Below are 15,545 nucleotides of genomic sequence, written 5' to 3' on the forward strand. Positions count from 1 at the left end.
TTGGCCAGATCGACACCGCTGCCATCCGCCTTAACGCGGACTTTCACGTTGTAGTCGATCACACGTTTGACCGGGACTAGTAGTTTCATCAAAGGTCTCCTCGGGAATTTCACTAAGATCGGGGCATCGATAGGATGCGGGCTGTCTTGGCGGGCATGGTTTCGGCCCTTCCGTCCGCTAGACGCGTTCCAGCAGGATGGCGACCCCCTGCCCGACGCCGACGCACATCGTCGCGAGCGCATAGCGCCCGCCGCATTTCTGCAACTCCAGCGCCGCGCTGCCGGTGATCCGCGCCCCGGACATGCCAAGCGGATGGCCAAGCGCGATGGCGCCGCCGTTGCGGTTCACGCGCGGATCGTCGTCGGAGATGTTCAGCCCGCGCAAAACGGCCAGCCCCTGCGCCGCGAAGGCTTCGTTGAGTTCGATGACGTCGATCTGGTCCAGCCCGATCCCCGTCATCGCGCACAGCTTCTGCACCGCAGGCACCGGGCCATAGCCCATCACGCGCGGCGCGATCCCGGCCGAGGCCGCGCCCACGATACGCGCCAGCGGGCGCAGCCCGTTGGCGGCAGCGGCGGCTTCGGAAGAGACCAGCAGCGCCGCGGCCCCATCGTTGACCCCGCTCGCATTGCCGGCCGTCACCGTGCCATCAGGGCGAACGATCGGCCGCAATCGGGCAAGATCCTGCAACGTGGTCCCGGCGCGCGGATGTTCATCCTGCGCCACCTCGACCGTCTTGCCGCGGCCCAGATCGATGGTGACCGGCGCGATTTCCTCGGCGAGCCGCCCCGCTGCCATCGCCACCCCCGCCCGCTCCTGCGAGCGCAGCGCAAAGGCATCCTGATCTTCGCGTGAAATCCCGTGTTCATCGGCGACGTTTTCCGCCGTTTCGGGCATCGACTCCGTGCCCCATGCGGCCTGCATCTTCGGGTTCACGAAGCGCCAGCCGATCGTCGTGTCATACAAGGCGCTGGCCCGCGAAAAGGCGGCGTCGGCCTTGGGCATGACGAAGGGCGCGCGGCTCATGCTTTCCACGCCACCGGCGATGGCAAGCGCAATGTCGCCGGCGCGGATGGCGCGGGCGGCCGAGGCGACCGCCTCCATGCCCGACCCGCAAAGACGGTTCAGGGTGACGCCCGGCACCGTTTCGGGCAGGCCCGCCAGCAGCGCGGCCATGCGGGCGACATTGCGGTTATCCTCGCCCGCCTGATTGGCGCAGCCGAGCCAGACTTCCTCGATCGCGCTTGGGGCGATGCCCGGATTGCGCGCCATCAGGGACGTCAGCGGATGCGCGGCCAGATCGTCGGCGCGCATCTTCGACAGGACACCGCCATAGCGGCCAATGGGGGTGCGGATGTAATCGCAGATGAAAGCTTCGCTCATGGGATAATCCGTTGTCCTTGCGGTTGGTTTCGTCAGGCCCCGGGCAGCGGCGTTCGCCGTGCCGGACCGGGTTGGAAGGGGTAGGAAAGCGGGCCTTGCGCGGGCTCACGCGGAACAAGATTACGCATCGCAAGCCCTCAGAGAGACGGGCGCATGCCGCCGGAGACAGACAGCATTTCACCGGTCAGGAAACGCGCCTGATCGGTGAGGAAACAGGCGATGGCCTCGGCAACCTCGTCGGGTTCGGCCATGCGCGGGTTCAGCGCCAGGCCGATCAGCCGGTCTTGCTGCTCAACCGGCATGTTTTCGGTCACCGAGGTGCGCGTCAGGCCGGGGGCGACGCAATTGACCGTGACATCGGGAGCGAACTCCGCCGCGAGAGTCCGTGTCAGCGACGCGACGGCGGCCTTGGCGGCGGCGTAATCCGCCTGCCCCGGTTCCCCGCCGAACACGATCGAGGCGACATTGACGATGCGGCCCCAACGGTTTTGCAGCATGCCCGGCGCAAAGGCGCGGACCAGGTGGATCGTCCCCATCAGGTTCAGGTCCAGCGTCGCCCGCCATTGCTCGGGCTCGATTTCCAGAAACGGGGTGTAAAGCTGCCTGGAGCGCAACCCGCCCACCAGGTTGACCAGGAGATCGACCCGCCCGAAGCGATCCAGCGCCGCGCGGGAAAAGCCGCCCGCCTCGTCGGCGCGGGTGACATCCGCCCGCGTCGCGCAGACCGGCAGATCAGGGGGCAGCGCCGCCACGGCTTCTTCAAGCCGGCGGGAGGAGATATCGGTCAGCGCCACCCCCGCGATCCCGCCCGCGACAAGCCGCTCGACGGTGGCGCGGCCCATGGGACCGCCCGCGCCGGTGACTGCCGCGATGCGGTTCGAGAGGCTCATTCCAGCCCCATTTCTTCGCGCAGCATCTTGCGCAGCGCGAATTTCTGGATCTTGCCCGAGGCCGTCGCCGGCAGGGTTTCGCGGATTTCCAGCCGTTCCGGCCAGTAGTTCCTGGAGAAGTTGTTTTCCGCCAGGAAGGTCTTCATTCCGTCGAAGGTCAGGGTCTGGCCGGATTTCGGGATGACGAAGGCGCAGGCGCGTTCGCCCAGGCGGTCATCGGGATAGCCGACGATGGCGACCGTGCCGACGGCGGGATGCTTGAACAGCGCGCTTTCGACCTCGATCACGGGAATATTTTCGGCCCCTCGGATGATGATATCCTTGGACCGGCCGCAGATGCGGATATATCCCCGGTCGTCCACCCGCGCGATGTCGCCGGTGTCGAACCAGCCGTCGGCATCCACATCGTTCAGATGCGCCCGCTTGAGATAGCCGCCGAAATTCGAACAGCCGCGCACGAAAAGCTCGCCCTCTTCATGAGGGGCGGCGATGCTGCCGTCGGGGCGGCGGATCTGAATTTCCATCCCGGCAAGCGGGTAGCCGTCGCTGTGGATCGAACATTCGTCCGGGTCGTGCAGATTGGTCAGCGTCACCGCGCCGTTTTCGGTCATGCCCCAGGCCGATACGATCTTGGTGCCCAGCACCGTGCCCGCCCGTTCGACAACCGGGCCGGGGATCGCCGTGCCGGCGCACAGGAAGGTGCGCAGCGAGGAACTGTCGGTTCCTTCTTCCTCGACGACATTCGCCAGGTCCATCAGGAACGGGGTCGATGCCATGGTGAAGGTGCAGCGATCCTCTTCCACCACCTTCGCCGCGACCGACCGGTCCCAGGTATCGAGAAGAACCGCCCGCGCCTGCAGCTGCACCGGCATCAGCAGCCCGTACATGAACCCGGTCTGATGCGCCATCGGCGACGCCATCAGCACCACGTCCTCGGCCCCGAGCTGCAGCCGTTCGGCATAGGGCACCAGGTTGGAATACATCGTGTTGGCGGTGTGCATAACGCCCTTGGGTTCCCCGGTCGTCCCGGAGGTGTAGATCAGCTGGCAGACCGCATTGGCATCCGACCGGTTGTCGGTGACGATGCGCGGCAGGTCCGGGTCGTCATCCAGCGACGGATCGGCAAGGAGCGCGTCGAAGTCGCGCTCGCCCTCGCCACCCGCGACGACGACATGCTGCAGATCGGGCAGGTCCTTGCGCATGCCGTCCGCCATCGCCTCATGATCGAAGCCGCGGAACAGTTTCGGAACGACGAACACCCTCGCCTCGCCATGCCGCAGCATGAAGGTCAGTTCGTGTTCGCGGAAGATATGCATCACCGGGTTGAACACCGCCCCGATCCGGGCGCAGCCCAGATAGGTGACCACGAACTGCCAGGAATTGGGAAGCTGACAGGCGACGACGTCGTCCTTGCCGACCCCCAGCCGCGACAGCCCGACGGCGGCGCGATTGGCCAGAACGTCCAGGTCCTTCCAGGTGAAATCGCGCCGTTCGCCGGTGGCGACGGAAATCGAGGTCAGCGCCGGCTTGTCGGGGCAATCGGTCATGCAGGCGTCGAAATGGTCATTGACCGTCTTGCCCTGCCAGAATCCTTTTGCCGTCATCTCGTCGATGCGCGGCTCGATCAGTACAGCGTCGAATTGCATGGGGTTTCCTCCTCCCGGTTTGCTGGATGCGCCGCTGCGGGTCTCCTCAGCCCGCAGCGGCCTCCGTTTGCATTTCGTCCTCAGGCGGACACGGCGGCCCGCCCTGCCCGTTCCCGGGCGATGATGTTTTTCATGATGTGCGCGGTCCCGTCGCCGATCTGCAGGCCAAGCACGTCGCGCAGGCGCTGCTGGAACGGGAAGTCCTCGGAATAGCCCGCGTGACCGTGGATCAGCAGACAGGCATGGATCGCCTCATAGGCAAGCAGCGGCGGCCACCACTTGGTCATCGCGGCCTCGGCGGTATGGGGCAGCCCCTGATCCTTCAACCACAGCGCATTCATCGACATCAGCCGCGCTGCTTCGACCTTGGTGTCGAAATCGGCAAGCTGATGCGTCACCCCCTGGAACGCCGACAGCGGTTTGCCGAAGGCGTGACGTTCGCCGATATAGGCCCAGGTTTCGTCAAGGCTCTGGCGTGCCGCGCCAAGCGCCTGCAAACCGATCAGCGAGCGCGAGAAGTCGAAGCCGTTCATGACCTGACCGAACCCCTTACCCTCTTCGCCCAGCAGCAGCTCCGCCGGGACGCGCACATTGTCGAACCAGATCGACCCGTGACCGACCGAATTCTGGCCGCAATTGGAAAACTTCGACGTGGTGATCCCCGGCAGGTCCAGCGGCACCAGGATCGCCGAAACGCCCTTTGCCCGGTCTTCGGGTTTGCCGGTGCGCGCGAAGGTCACCACGCCCTTGGCGATTTGGTTGGCCGAGATCGAGGTCTTTTCCCCGTTGAGAATGTAATGATCGCCGTCCCGTTCCATCCGCAGACCCAGATTGGCCGCGTCGGACCCGCCCTTGGGTTCGGTCAGTGCGATGGCGAGCATGTCTTCCCCGGCGGTCACCCCCTCAAGCCAGTCGCGGGCGACCTCTGGCTGGGCGAATTTGCGCAGAATCTGACCGTTGAGGGACGCCAGCAGCGGCGCATAGCCGAAGGTGAAATCGGCCTTGCCGATCTCCTCGATGATGACGCCCGAGTAAAGGAAATCGGCCCCCATGCCGCCGAATTCCTCCGGCAGTTCCGGCGCGATCAGGCCCAGCTGGCCCATTTCGCGCAGCAGGTCCATGTCGAAGCGACCGGCCTTTTCCCGTTCCAGATATCCCGGTGCGACGCGCTCCTGCGCGAATTTGCGCGCCAGGTCACGGATCTGGTTAAGCTCTTCTGTATCGAAAATCGTCTGCACGCTGTCCTCCCTCGGCGTGATCGGTTCGCCCCCGGACCTGTGCCCGGGGGCGCCTGCTTATTTCCCGAACCTGCGGAAATCCGGCTTGCGTTTTTCCTTGAACGCGATGCCGCCTTCCTTGCTTTCATCGGTGTCGTAATAGAGCGACAGACCCAGCATCCCGAGCCCGGCAATGCCGCGCTGATGTTCGGTATCCATGTTGAAGCTGCGCTTGGCCAAGGCGATGGCGGTGGGCGATTTTTCCATGATCTCGGCGCACCAGCGATCGACCTCGGCGTCCAGCTCCTCATGCGGGACGACCTTGTTCACCAGCCCCATTTCCTGCGCCTCCTGCGCCGAATAGCGGCGGCACATGTACCAGATTTCGCGCGCCTTCTTTTCGCCCACCACGCGGGCCAGGAACGCGGTGCCGTAACCGGGATCGACCGAGCCGACCTTGGGCCCGACCTGACCGAACTGGGCGCGGTCGCCGGCGATGGTCATGTCGCAGATCGTGGCCAGGACGTTGCCGCCGCCGATGGCGAAACCCTGCACCTTGGCGATCACCGGCTTGGGCACGTCGCGGATGATCGAATGCAGGTCCTCCATCGGCAGGCCGATGGTGCCGCGCCCGTCATACTGCCCCTCATGCGCCGACTGGTCGCCGCCGGTGCAGAACGCCTTTTCACCCGCGCCCGACAGCACGATCACGCCGACGGATTTGTCCCAGCCCGCCTTGTTGAAGGCGTCGATCAGTTCCTCGCAGGTCTGGCCGCGGAAGGCGTTGTATTTGTCGGGACGGTTGATGGTGATATGCGCCGCGCCGTCGCGGATTTCGTAAAGGATGTCTTCGTAGCTCATCTTGGCCTCCCTCAGCCGTGCATTGTCAGGCCGCCGGACACCGACATGACCTGTCCGGTAATGAACCCGGCATCGTCGCTGGCGAAAAAGGCGATCGCGCCGGGCAGATCGCCGGGCTGGCCAAGCCGGCCCATCGGCACCGCCTTGGTGAAGGCCGAGCGCAGCTTTTCCTTGTCGCCGGCCGCTTCCATGAAGGCATCGAGCATCGCGGTTTCGGTCACCCCGGGGCACACCACGTTGACCGAAATGCCGTGCCGGGCATGTTCGCGCGCGATAGTCTTGGAAAAGGCGATCACACCCGCCTTGCACGCCGCATAGACGCTTTCGCCCGACGACCCGCCGCGGGCCGCATCCGAGGCCAGCGAAACGATCTTGCCCGACCGGCGTTCGGCCATCTTCGACAGCACCGGGTGCACGATATTCAGGACACCGCGCAGATTGATGTCGATGATCTTGGACCAGAAATCCGGATCGCTTTTCAGGAACGGCGTGAACACATCCCAGCCGACACCGTTGACCAGAACGTCGATCGGGCCCAGTTCCGCCTCGATCCGCTCGACGGCGGCCTGGGTGGCGTCCGCATCGATGAGGTTCACCGCAACGGCCAATCCCCGGCCGCCCAGCTGATTGATCTGATCGGCCACCTTGCTGGCCGCCGCTTCGTTCAGATCCACGACGGCGACGCGCGCGCCCTCTTCCGCGAAACGCAGACAGGTTGCGGCCCCGATTCCACCGCCGCCCCCAGTTACGACAACAGTTTTACTTTTAAGCCCTCTCACGGAATTCTCCTTCAAATTTGCAGGACGCAAGAGGAGGGTCGAACAGATTCGATACAAAAATACATATAAACCCCTCCCCTATGTCGTCCAGCCTCCTCAACTTGACGAGATACAGCACTAATCGCCGCGCGATTTTATGTCAAGTAGTTGTCATTTATTTTCGCAAGAAGCAGCAAACTGTTGACTTGAACCGAAATAGCCCGCACAGACTAAAACCATGAGCGAACATCCTTCCCCAGCCCCGCACAGCAAGGTGGACGACCTGGCAAACCGGCTCTTTTTCCGGCTCTATCAGTCGGCAAACCTCATGCATAAAAGCGGCACGAAAGCGCTGGAAGACATGCACATCACCACCCAGCAATGGGCGGTGATCGGGGCCCTGGCGCGTGACGGCGCCGAAGACGGAATCGCGGTCGGAGAACTGACTCGCTTCCTGATGGTCAGCCGGCAGAACCTGACCGGTGTCCTGGCGCGGCTGGAACGCGACGGGCTGATCGAACGCGTCGTTTCCCCCCATGACAGCCGCAGCCGGCTGATCCGGCTGTCCAGCCACGGACGCCACCTTTGGCGCACCGACATGAGCGATCGGATCTCCGCCTTCTACGAAGCCGCGCTGGAAGGGTTTTCGACCACCGACAAGATCCACGCGATCCATTACCTGGACAAGCTGCTCGACAATATGCGGCAGCTCGACGAGGGCCAGGGCGAGTCATAGACCCGCCCGCACCCGCGCCTCGGCCGCCATGGCGCGCGCAATGATCCCCTGCTGAATCTGCGTCGTTCCCTCGTAGATGCGGAACAGCCGCGCATCGCGGAACAGCTGCTCGGCCCGGTATTCGCGGATATATCCGGCGCCGCCATGGACCTGCACATTGCGATCCGCCACGCGGCCGACCATTTCCGACGCGAACATCTTGGCGCAAGACGCCATCACGGCCACATCTTCCCCCGCATCGCGGCGCCGGGCGGCATCCTCCACCATCGCGCGGGCCGCCAATGCCTCCGCCCGGCTGTCGGCGAACATGACCTGCAGCATCTGGAAATCGGCGATCGGGCGGCCGAACTGTGTCCGGCTGACCGCATAATCCATCATGTCGTCGATGATCCGCTCGGCCAGCCCGACGCAGGCGGCCGCGATATGCAGCCGCCCCTTGTCGAGAACCTTCATCGCGGTCTTGAACCCCACGCCCTCGACGCCACCGATCAGCGCCGAGGCCGGCACCCGGCAATCCTCGAAAATCACATCGCAGACATGCGCGCCCTGCTGGCCCATCTTCTTTTCAGGCTTGCCGGTCGACAGCCCGGGCATCCCCGCCTCGACCGCGAAGGCCGACACGCCCCTGGCGCCCCTTTGCCCGCTATCGGTTCGCGCCATGACGGTGAAAAGCCCCGCAATCGGCGCATTGGTGATGAACCGCTTGGTTCCGTTGAGCACATACTCGTCGCCGTCGCGGGTGGCGGTCGTGCGCACCGATCCCGCATCCGACCCGACATCGGGTTCGGTCAGCGCGAAAGACCCGATCAGTTCGCCGGTGGCGATCCGCGGCAGATAGGCCGCCTTTTGTTCGGGCGTGCCGTCGATCACGATGCCCTGCGATCCGATGCCGACATTGGTGGCAAAGACCGACCGGAAGGCCGGCGCGGCACGCCCGATCTCGAAAATCAGCGCCGCCTCTTCCTGCATGTTCAGCCCCAAGCCGCCAAATTCTTCGGGAACGGACAGGCCGAACAGCCCCAGCTCACGCATCTCCTGGATGATCGATTCGGGGATTGAATCGCTCTCCGCCACCTCGGCCTCGGCCGGCAAAAGCCTTTCGTCGACGAAGCGCCGAACCGTCGCGACAAGCTGCGCGCGCGTTTCAATATCCAATGCCATTCACTTTTCCTCCATAGGATTTTTTGTGCAATATATTGCTATTTTTACCGAGCGCGCAACATGCTAGCCGATCCCCATCGAAAGGCGCAGCGCAACATTTGCCCCAAATTTAAAGACCAAATAGCACTAAATACCTTCAGTCCACCAATCCCCAGCCCGACACTCAAAACAAAATCCTTGCCTTATATGTAATGATATTTACATTATTGCCCTGGGAGGAGCCGAGAAATGAAAGACCATATCCTTGAGACAGTGCTGGTGGAAACCGATGGTCCGGCGGGGGTGTTGCGCCTGAACCGGCCCCAGGCCCTGAATGCGCTGAACAGCCAACTGACCTCAGAGCTCAGCGCGGCCCTCGATGCGTTCGAGGCCGATGACAGGATCCACAGCATCGTGATCAGTGGCAGCGACAGCGCCTTTGCCGCCGGGGCGGATATCAAGGAAATCCAGAACAAGACCTTCGTCGATGTCTATGATGAGGCGTTCATCACCGCGACCTGGGAACGCGCCGCGCGCTGCCGCAAGCCGCTGATCGCCGCCGTTTCGGGGCATGCGGTGGGCGGCGGCTGCGAACTGGCCCTGATGTGCGACATCATCATCGCCTCGGAAACCGCGCGCTTCGCCCTGCCCGAAACGAAGATCGGCGTCATTCCCGGCGCGGGCGGCACCCAGCGGCTGACACGGGCCGTCGGCAAGGCCGTCGGCATGGACATGATCCTGTCCGGCCGCAGCATGGACGCCGAAGAAGCGCTCGCCCGCGGCCTGGTGAGCCGTGTTTCGCCCATCGCTACATATCTCGACGACGCCATCGCGCTGGCCAAGCAGATCGCTCGGTCATCGCGCCCCATCCTTCGCATGGCGAAAGAGGCGGTCAACCATGCCTACGAGACCCACCTCGCCGAGGGCATCCACCTCGAACGCCGGCTTCTCTATGCGACCTTCGCCACCGAAGACCGCCACGAAGGCATGACCGCCTTCATCGAAAAACGCCCGCCGAATTTCCGCCACCGCTGAGCCCACGCGCCGGCCGAGCACCCCGGGACAGCCATGCAAATTTTCCAATCCCATCCCGCCGACGCGATCCATTCCCAGCAACCGCAAATGGGGAAAACGGCGACAAAACCCGGAAAAACCGAGGGCTTTCCGCAAATTATCGAGAAAAACGCCAACAGCAGCCGACAGCACAGCACGCATACCCCGGCTGCGAAATCATACGAATTGTACAGCTTTTCGAACATATTCTCCATTAAGCGCCCCCCGGTTTTCTGGAAGGTTCAGGAGAACAGGACAGCTGCACACCCAGCCAACCGTCTTTAGGAGGACCGCCCCCGCAGATCACGCCAACAGGTCGCGGGAGAGGAGTGAAGACGCGTTGAAACGGGCACCGGCAACGGGCCGGGGCTCTGAACTGAGCAAGTGTCATTCAAGGGAGGAAACCATGAAAAATGACCTGAAAATCGGATCGATCGGACTCGCCGCCGTTGCGGCAGTCACGCTGACGGCCTCGGCCGCCTTCTTTGCGCCGAACACGGCCACGGCCGCCGAGGTGGACGGCCCCAAGGTCAAGTGGCTGGTGTCGCTTTGGGGCTCGCGGCGCGGCTTCACCGAAGGGGTCGAGGGGCTCAAGGACTATCTTGCCGAAAAGACCGACGGGAATTTCGAACTCGACCTGCAATACGGCGGTGTCCTGTCGGACCCCAAGGAAAACATCGACGGCCTGCAGCTTGGCGCCTTCGAGGCCGCCACGGTCTGCCCGTTCTACCACCCCGACAAGACGCCCGCCTCGATGGGGCTGAGCCAGGCCTTCCTGCCGCTACCCAGCTTCGAGGTGCAGTACAAGGTCTACGGCGAATATCTCAAGCATCCGGCACTGAAGGCCGAATGGGACAAGTGGAATTCGACGCCGATCATGTCCGCGCTGATGCCGAATTACGAAATCATGGGGCGCGGTGACACCCCTGCGACCTTGGCCGATTGGGACGGTGTCCGCCTCAACGCCTCCGGCGGGCACGCGGCCCTGACCGAAGCGCTTGGCGCGGTGCCTTCGACCATGCCGGCCCCCGATCTGTACAATTCGCTGGAACGCGGCGTGATCGAAGGCATCGTCTATCCCTACACCTATGCCTTCGTGGCCTACCGTTTCCACGAATTGTCGACCTGGGTGACCGATGCCTGGAACCTCGGCACCGTTCAATGCACCGTCGCCGCCAACACCGACGCCTATAACGCGCTTCCCGAGCAATACAAGCAGCTGCTGGCCGAGGCCGTGGTGCCCGCCTATAACCATCAGATCGCGGCCTATGCTGAAATCGATGCAGCGAACGAAAAAGAGTTCGAGGCGCGCGGCCTGAAACGGATCCCGCTGACCGACGACATCAGAACGGCGCTCAAGGCCGCGGTTGAGCCCAGCTGGCAGAAATGGATCGACGACGCGACCGCCAAGGGCATTCCCGGCCAGGAACTTTTCGACCTGATCCTGTCGGAAGCCGAAAAGGCGCAAGCCGGATAACCATCCCAAACGCAAGCCCGGGTGTCAGCGGGGCCTTCCCCGCTGACCCTCCCGGAAGAGGAGCACTGCCATGCAGGCTTTCATCGACTCGTGCGACAACGCGCTTGGCGCTGTCGAAAAATTCGCCGCGATCATCGCCGGCATCCTGATCCTGGCGCTGATGTCGCTGGTCTGCATCGAAGTCGTCGGCCGCGGCGTTTTCAATCACCCGGTGCGCGGCTCCATCGATATCGTCGAACAGCTCATGGTCGCGCTGGTCACGCTTGGCGTATCTTATTGCCAAAGCCATTTCGGCAATGTCCGGATGACCCTGCTCAGCGACCGATGCCGGGGCCGCGCGAAATGGCTCAACGAGGTTTTCGCGCTCGCCATCGGGCTTTTTGTCGTTGCCATTCTGACCAAGGGCAGCTGGCTGAACCTGATGCGGTCCTGGAACAACGGCGGCGATACGCCGGAAATCGGCATCCCGCTATGGCCGGGCATCGCGCTGGTCACCGGCGCGCTCGGACTGCTGGGGCTGCGGCTCCTGCTGCAACTGACCGAGGCGCTGCGCCTGCTGGCCCGCCCGACCGACGGTTCCACCATCTTCGGCCATCCGATGGATGCGATCGAAACCACTCCCTACGAATAAGGCCGCTACCATGGACCCCATCACGCTTGGCTATCTTGGCATCGCAACCCTGATCTTTCTCGTCGTTGTCGGTGTGCCGGTGGCATATGCTTCGGCCTTTACCGGGATCGTGGGAATGATGATCCTGCGCAATCCCACCGTCGCCACCGGGCTGTCGGGGATCATTCCCTACGCCAATTCCGGTCATTACGCGCTCAGCGTATTGCCGCTGTTCATCGCCATCGGCTTTCTCGCGATGCATGCGGGGATCACCACATCGGCCTATGACGCCGCCCGCAAATGGGTCGGGCGCGCGCCGGGGGGACTGGCCACCGCGACGATCTTCGCCTCGGCCGGGTTCGCCGCCGTGTCCGGCGCCAGCACCGCCTCGACCGCCGTTTTCACCCGCCTGGCCCTGCCCGAGATGGAGGCGCGCGGCTATGACAAGCGCCTGGCAGCCGGGGTGGTCGCTGTCGGCGGCACCCTGGCGGCGCTGATCCCGCCCTCGGCAATCCTGGTGATCTACGGCATCATCGTCGAACAATCCGTCGCCAAGCTGCTGCTCGCCGGGCTGGTGCCGGGCATGATTTCGATGCTCGTCTACCTCATCGTGATCACCGTGGTGGTGAAGCTCAAGCCGGGCATGGCCCCGATCGAACCCAGCACCAGCTTCGGCGAAAAGCTCAGGGCGCTGCCCCAGGTCAGCGGGGTTTTCGCGGTGGTGGGCGTGATCCTGGGCGGGATTTACCTGGGCTGGATGACCCCCACGGAATCCGCGGGCGTGGCCGCCGCGATCATCCTGGTCATGGCGCTGTTCAAGAAAATCAGCCTGGGCGAATTTCGCAACGGCCTGCTGGACACGGTGCGCACCACGGTGATGATCTTCATGGTGATCTGGGGCGTGATGATCTTTGTCCGCTTCCTGGCCTTCACCGGCCTGCCGGGCGCAGTGACCGACCTGGTGGTGGGGCTGGACGTGCCGCGCGGGGTCATCCTGATGGGCATCATCGTGATGTATCTGCTGATGGGCATGATCCTCGACGGGCTGGGCATGATGATGCTGACCCTGCCGGTGGTGTTCCCGGCCATCATCGGGCTGGGCTATGACCCGATCTGGTTCGGCATCCTGCTGGTGAAGCTGATCGAAATCGGCGTGGTGACCCCGCCGGTGGGGTTGAACTGCTACGTGGTGAACGGCATCCGGCCCGACATCCCGCTGGAAAGCGTGTTCAGGGGCGTCACGCCCTTCCTGATCGGCGAGATTTTCATCATCTCGATCATCGTCCTGTTCCCCGATCTGATCCTGCTTCTGCCGAACATGATGAACTGATCACACCCGGACAATCCACGCAGGGAAAGGTGCCCCGAGATGACGCAAGACGACAGAAAAACGGCCCTGATCACCGGCGCGGCCCAGGGCATCGGGCTGGAAACCGCCCGGCTGTTCGCAGAGCGCGGCCACCGCGTCGCGATCGCCGATCTGGATGGGGAACTTGCCGCGGAGCGGGCGCGGGAGCTGGGACCGGACCATCTGGGCCTGGCCTGCAACGTCACCGATGAAACCGCGGCCCAAGCGGCAATCGACGCCGCGGTGGCGCATCTGGGGCGGCTGGATATCGCGATCAACAACGCCGGGATCGGGGACACCAACGCGCCGACGCTGGAACAGAGCGGCGATCATTTCCGCAACGTGATCGACGTGCATCTAGGCGGCACCTTCCTGGTGTCGCGGATGGCGGCGGCGGCGATGCAGGCCGCCGGTCGCGGCGGCGCCATCGTCAACTTCGCCTCGATCGCCGGGCTGACCGGGCTGCCCCGCCGCAACGCCTATGGCGCGGCCAAGGCGGGGATCATCGCGATGACCCGGTCGATGGGGGCCGAATGGGGGGCGCTTGGCATTCGGGTGAACGCGGTCGCGCCGGGGTACGTGCGCACCGCGCTGGTGGAAAAACTGATCGCGGACGGGCTTCTGGACCCGGCCACGATCATCGCGCGCACGCCACTCGCGCGTATGCTGGAGCCGCGCGAAATTGCCGAAGCCGTGTATTTCCTGGCCTCACCCGCGGCATCTGCCATCACCGGCACGGTGCTGAGCGTCGATGGCGGCTGGACCGCCTTCGGCGCGGCAGGCACGCCGTCGGGCGATCCTAGCGCAGCGGGGAACAGCTGAGCGGGCGCAACAATTCGTGCCGCTCCGCCCCGGCGGCGGTTGCCATCGCATCGTCGCGTTCATGCCGGTACAGGCTGACCGTTTGCCCCGGCGCCGCGCCCGACACCACCTGCCAGCGCCCCGCCAATTCCGCCCCCGCCGCCCGGGCCGTGCCGAAGGTCAGCGACATGTACTGCGCGGCGAACATCGGCGTGTCCGCCGCCTGCCCCGGATGCACCGTCTTGCGCGCCGCGACGACCTGATCGAGCAGATCGGACCCCTCCCGCAGCGCCATGATCATGTTTTCCTGCGCAACGATCAGCGGGAACCCGGCGGGAACGAAGACCTCGTTCCAATCGCGATCCGCCGCCAGACCGGCGCGGCAGTCCAGGCGTTCCTCAAGGCTCTCGTAAATCCATAGGTGATACAGCCGGTTCAGCGCGCCGCTATCGGTCAGCCAATAGCCCGCCATCGGCAAATGCCGCGTGACATACTGAACCCCGTTGCGGCGAAACAGGTCGAGATAATCCGGCCCCTTGCCCGGCACCAGATCGTAAACCCTCAATTCGTAGAGCATCCTTGCCTCCCTCTTCTGCCCCGAGACTGCCCCCGGCCTCAGGACATTGGAATGGAGAGAACCCGCGATCCCTTGGACAAATCCCTAGCCCGCGCCGGCGGCCTGCCCGTCCCCGGTCCCGTGACAGTCCCGATAGGCGCCCGGCGGCTGCCCCACCCGCTGGGAAAAGAAGCGCGAAAAATAGGCCGGGTCGTCAAAGCCCAGCTCATAGCCGATTTCGGCCACCGTCATTTCCATGTAGACGAGGCAGCGCTTGGCTTCGATGATCGTCCGTTCGTGCAGCAACTCCGAAGCGGTCTTGCCGGTCCGGGCCTTGCAGGCCTGGTTCAGCCGCTGCGCGCTGACCCCGATCTGCCCGGCGTAATAATCCATCGCCTTTTGCTGCCGGAAATTGGGTTCCAGCAGTTCCTTGTAGCGCATCAGGATATCGTAATTGCGATCCCTGGCCGAGGTCATCGCGCTGGTCTGCACGCTCCGCAACCGCATGATCGCGACCAGCACGCGCAGGAAATGGGCCTTGATGACGGTGCGCCGCCCGGGGGCCGACCAGACATATTCCCGGTTCATCCACTCGAAAGCATCGGCGACGGCCTCGACGCTGACGCCGGTGTCCGAAATCGGATAGACCTGTGGCGTCAGCAGCGCCTCCATCAGCCGCTTGTCGCCCTCGGTCACCGACACCGCATAGGCCGATGCGGCGGTGACCGCGATCCCGTCGGTGCTGGGACTGAAGCGGATTTCATGCACCATCGCCGCCGGAACGATCACGATGCTGCCGGTGGGGATGTCGTATTTCTGCGCCTCGATCAGGATTTCGCCGCCGCCATGTTCGACCCACAGGATTTGCAGATGATCCGGATGGGCATGCGCGCGAATAATCCAATCATGCGCGCCGCTGCGTTCGTGGATCGGCTCGACATGAAGGAAGTTCAGTTCAACATCGTTGACCTGATCTCCATAGAGATAATAACGCGGAATTGCGGCCGTCTTCGATTGTGCCATGCGCCCCTCCCACGGATACCCGTCTTACGCCCCAAATGAATTGTGC

Annotated in this window: 15 protein-coding genes and 1 pseudogene; 6 read left to right on the top strand and 10 right to left on the bottom strand. The window is 64.0% G+C overall.

Features of this window, described 5'->3' with window-relative positions; genetic code table 11:
- From GR167_RS13845 to GR167_RS13875, 7 genes and pseudogenes are all read right to left on the bottom strand, one after another.
- Nucleotides 1–89 (bottom strand): annotated as a pseudogene (locus GR167_RS13845) (electron transfer flavoprotein subunit beta/FixA family protein); the annotation flags it as partial.
- 88 nt (nt 90–177) lie between these two features.
- Nucleotides 178–1,383 carry a 3-oxoadipyl-CoA thiolase gene (gene pcaF / locus GR167_RS13850; protein ID WP_160974311.1) on the bottom strand — a complete coding sequence of 402 codons (1,206 nt, stop codon included), beginning with the start codon at nt 1,381–1,383 and terminating at the stop codon, nt 178–180.
- A gap of 137 nt (nt 1,384–1,520) precedes the next feature.
- Nucleotides 1,521–2,273, bottom strand: a complete 753-nt coding sequence (locus GR167_RS13855) for an SDR family NAD(P)-dependent oxidoreductase (protein WP_160974312.1) — start codon at nt 2,271–2,273, stop codon at nt 1,521–1,523.
- On the bottom strand, nt 2,270–3,919 hold the full coding sequence (aliA, locus tag GR167_RS13860; RefSeq protein WP_160974313.1) for a cyclohexanecarboxylate-CoA ligase: 1,650 nt from the start codon (nt 3,917–3,919) through the stop codon (nt 2,270–2,272). Before aliA ends, GR167_RS13855 begins: the two co-directional genes overlap by 4 nt.
- An 80-nt stretch (nt 3,920–3,999) precedes the next feature.
- Entirely contained in the window at nt 4,000–5,157 is a 1,158-nt protein-coding gene (aliB, locus tag GR167_RS13865) for a cyclohexanecarboxyl-CoA dehydrogenase (RefSeq protein ID WP_160974314.1), read from the bottom strand.
- Nucleotides 5,158–5,214: 57 nt separating this feature from the next.
- Nucleotides 5,215–5,997: a 2-ketocyclohexanecarboxyl-CoA hydrolase gene (badI, locus tag GR167_RS13870; RefSeq protein ID WP_160974315.1), complete on the bottom strand. Its 783-nt coding sequence runs from the start codon at nt 5,995–5,997 to the stop codon at nt 5,215–5,217.
- Nucleotides 5,998–6,008: 11 nt separating this feature from the next.
- Entirely contained in the window at nt 6,009–6,776 is a 768-nt protein-coding gene (locus GR167_RS13875) for an SDR family NAD(P)-dependent oxidoreductase (protein ID WP_160974316.1), read from the bottom strand.
- Between the two features lie 217 nt (nt 6,777–6,993).
- Here GR167_RS13875 and GR167_RS13880 point away from each other — a divergent pair, with 217 nt between their 5' ends.
- The gene (locus GR167_RS13880) at nt 6,994–7,491 is read left to right on the top strand and encodes a MarR family winged helix-turn-helix transcriptional regulator (RefSeq protein WP_160974317.1); all 498 of its coding nucleotides are present in this window, start codon (nt 6,994–6,996) and stop codon (nt 7,489–7,491) included.
- Here GR167_RS13880 and GR167_RS13885 read toward each other — a convergent pair.
- A complete protein-coding gene (locus GR167_RS13885; RefSeq protein WP_160974318.1) occupies nt 7,486–8,652 on the bottom strand; it encodes an acyl-CoA dehydrogenase family protein in 1,167 nt (388 codons plus the stop codon). The genes GR167_RS13880 and GR167_RS13885 overlap by 6 nt on opposite strands.
- A 228-nt stretch (nt 8,653–8,880) precedes the next feature.
- On the opposite strand from GR167_RS13885, the gene GR167_RS13890 reads away from it, so the two are divergent.
- The 5 genes from GR167_RS13890 to GR167_RS13910 all read left to right on the top strand — a co-directional run bounded on the left by GR167_RS13890 (nt 8,881) and on the right by GR167_RS13910 (nt 13,941).
- A complete protein-coding gene (locus GR167_RS13890) occupies nt 8,881–9,666 on the top strand; it encodes an enoyl-CoA hydratase-related protein (protein WP_160974319.1) in 786 nt (261 codons plus the stop codon).
- A gap of 424 nt (nt 9,667–10,090) precedes the next feature.
- Nucleotides 10,091–11,161, top strand: coding sequence for a TRAP transporter substrate-binding protein DctP (dctP, locus tag GR167_RS13895; protein ID WP_160974320.1), 1,071 nt, complete (start codon nt 10,091–10,093; stop codon nt 11,159–11,161).
- 70 nt (nt 11,162–11,231) lie between these two features.
- Nucleotides 11,232–11,792, top strand: a complete 561-nt coding sequence (locus GR167_RS13900; RefSeq protein WP_160974321.1) for a TRAP transporter small permease — start codon at nt 11,232–11,234, stop codon at nt 11,790–11,792.
- Nucleotides 11,793–11,802: 10 nt separating this feature from the next.
- On the top strand, nt 11,803–13,101 hold the full coding sequence (locus GR167_RS13905; protein WP_160974322.1) for a TRAP transporter large permease: 1,299 nt from the start codon (nt 11,803–11,805) through the stop codon (nt 13,099–13,101).
- Nucleotides 13,102–13,140: 39 nt separating this feature from the next.
- Nucleotides 13,141–13,941, top strand: coding sequence for a glucose 1-dehydrogenase (locus tag GR167_RS13910; protein WP_160974323.1), 801 nt, complete (start codon nt 13,141–13,143; stop codon nt 13,939–13,941).
- Here the strand turns inward: GR167_RS13910 and GR167_RS13915 are convergent.
- Nucleotides 13,919–14,497 (bottom strand): NIPSNAP family protein, encoded by a 579-nt coding sequence (locus GR167_RS13915; RefSeq protein WP_160974324.1) that lies wholly within the window; start codon nt 14,495–14,497, stop codon nt 13,919–13,921. The two genes, GR167_RS13910 and GR167_RS13915, sit on opposite strands and share 23 nt — an antisense overlap.
- Nucleotides 14,498–14,581: 84 nt before the next feature.
- Complete coding sequence (locus GR167_RS13920) at nt 14,582–15,499, bottom strand: helix-turn-helix domain-containing protein (RefSeq protein ID WP_160974325.1); 918 nt, start codon at nt 15,497–15,499, stop codon at nt 14,582–14,584.
- Nucleotides 15,500–15,545 lie beyond the last annotated feature (46 nt).

This window comes from Thalassovita mangrovi, from assembly GCF_009857745.1.
In the GTDB taxonomy this organism is placed as follows: domain Bacteria; phylum Pseudomonadota; class Alphaproteobacteria; order Rhodobacterales; family Rhodobacteraceae; genus Thalassobius; species Thalassobius mangrovi.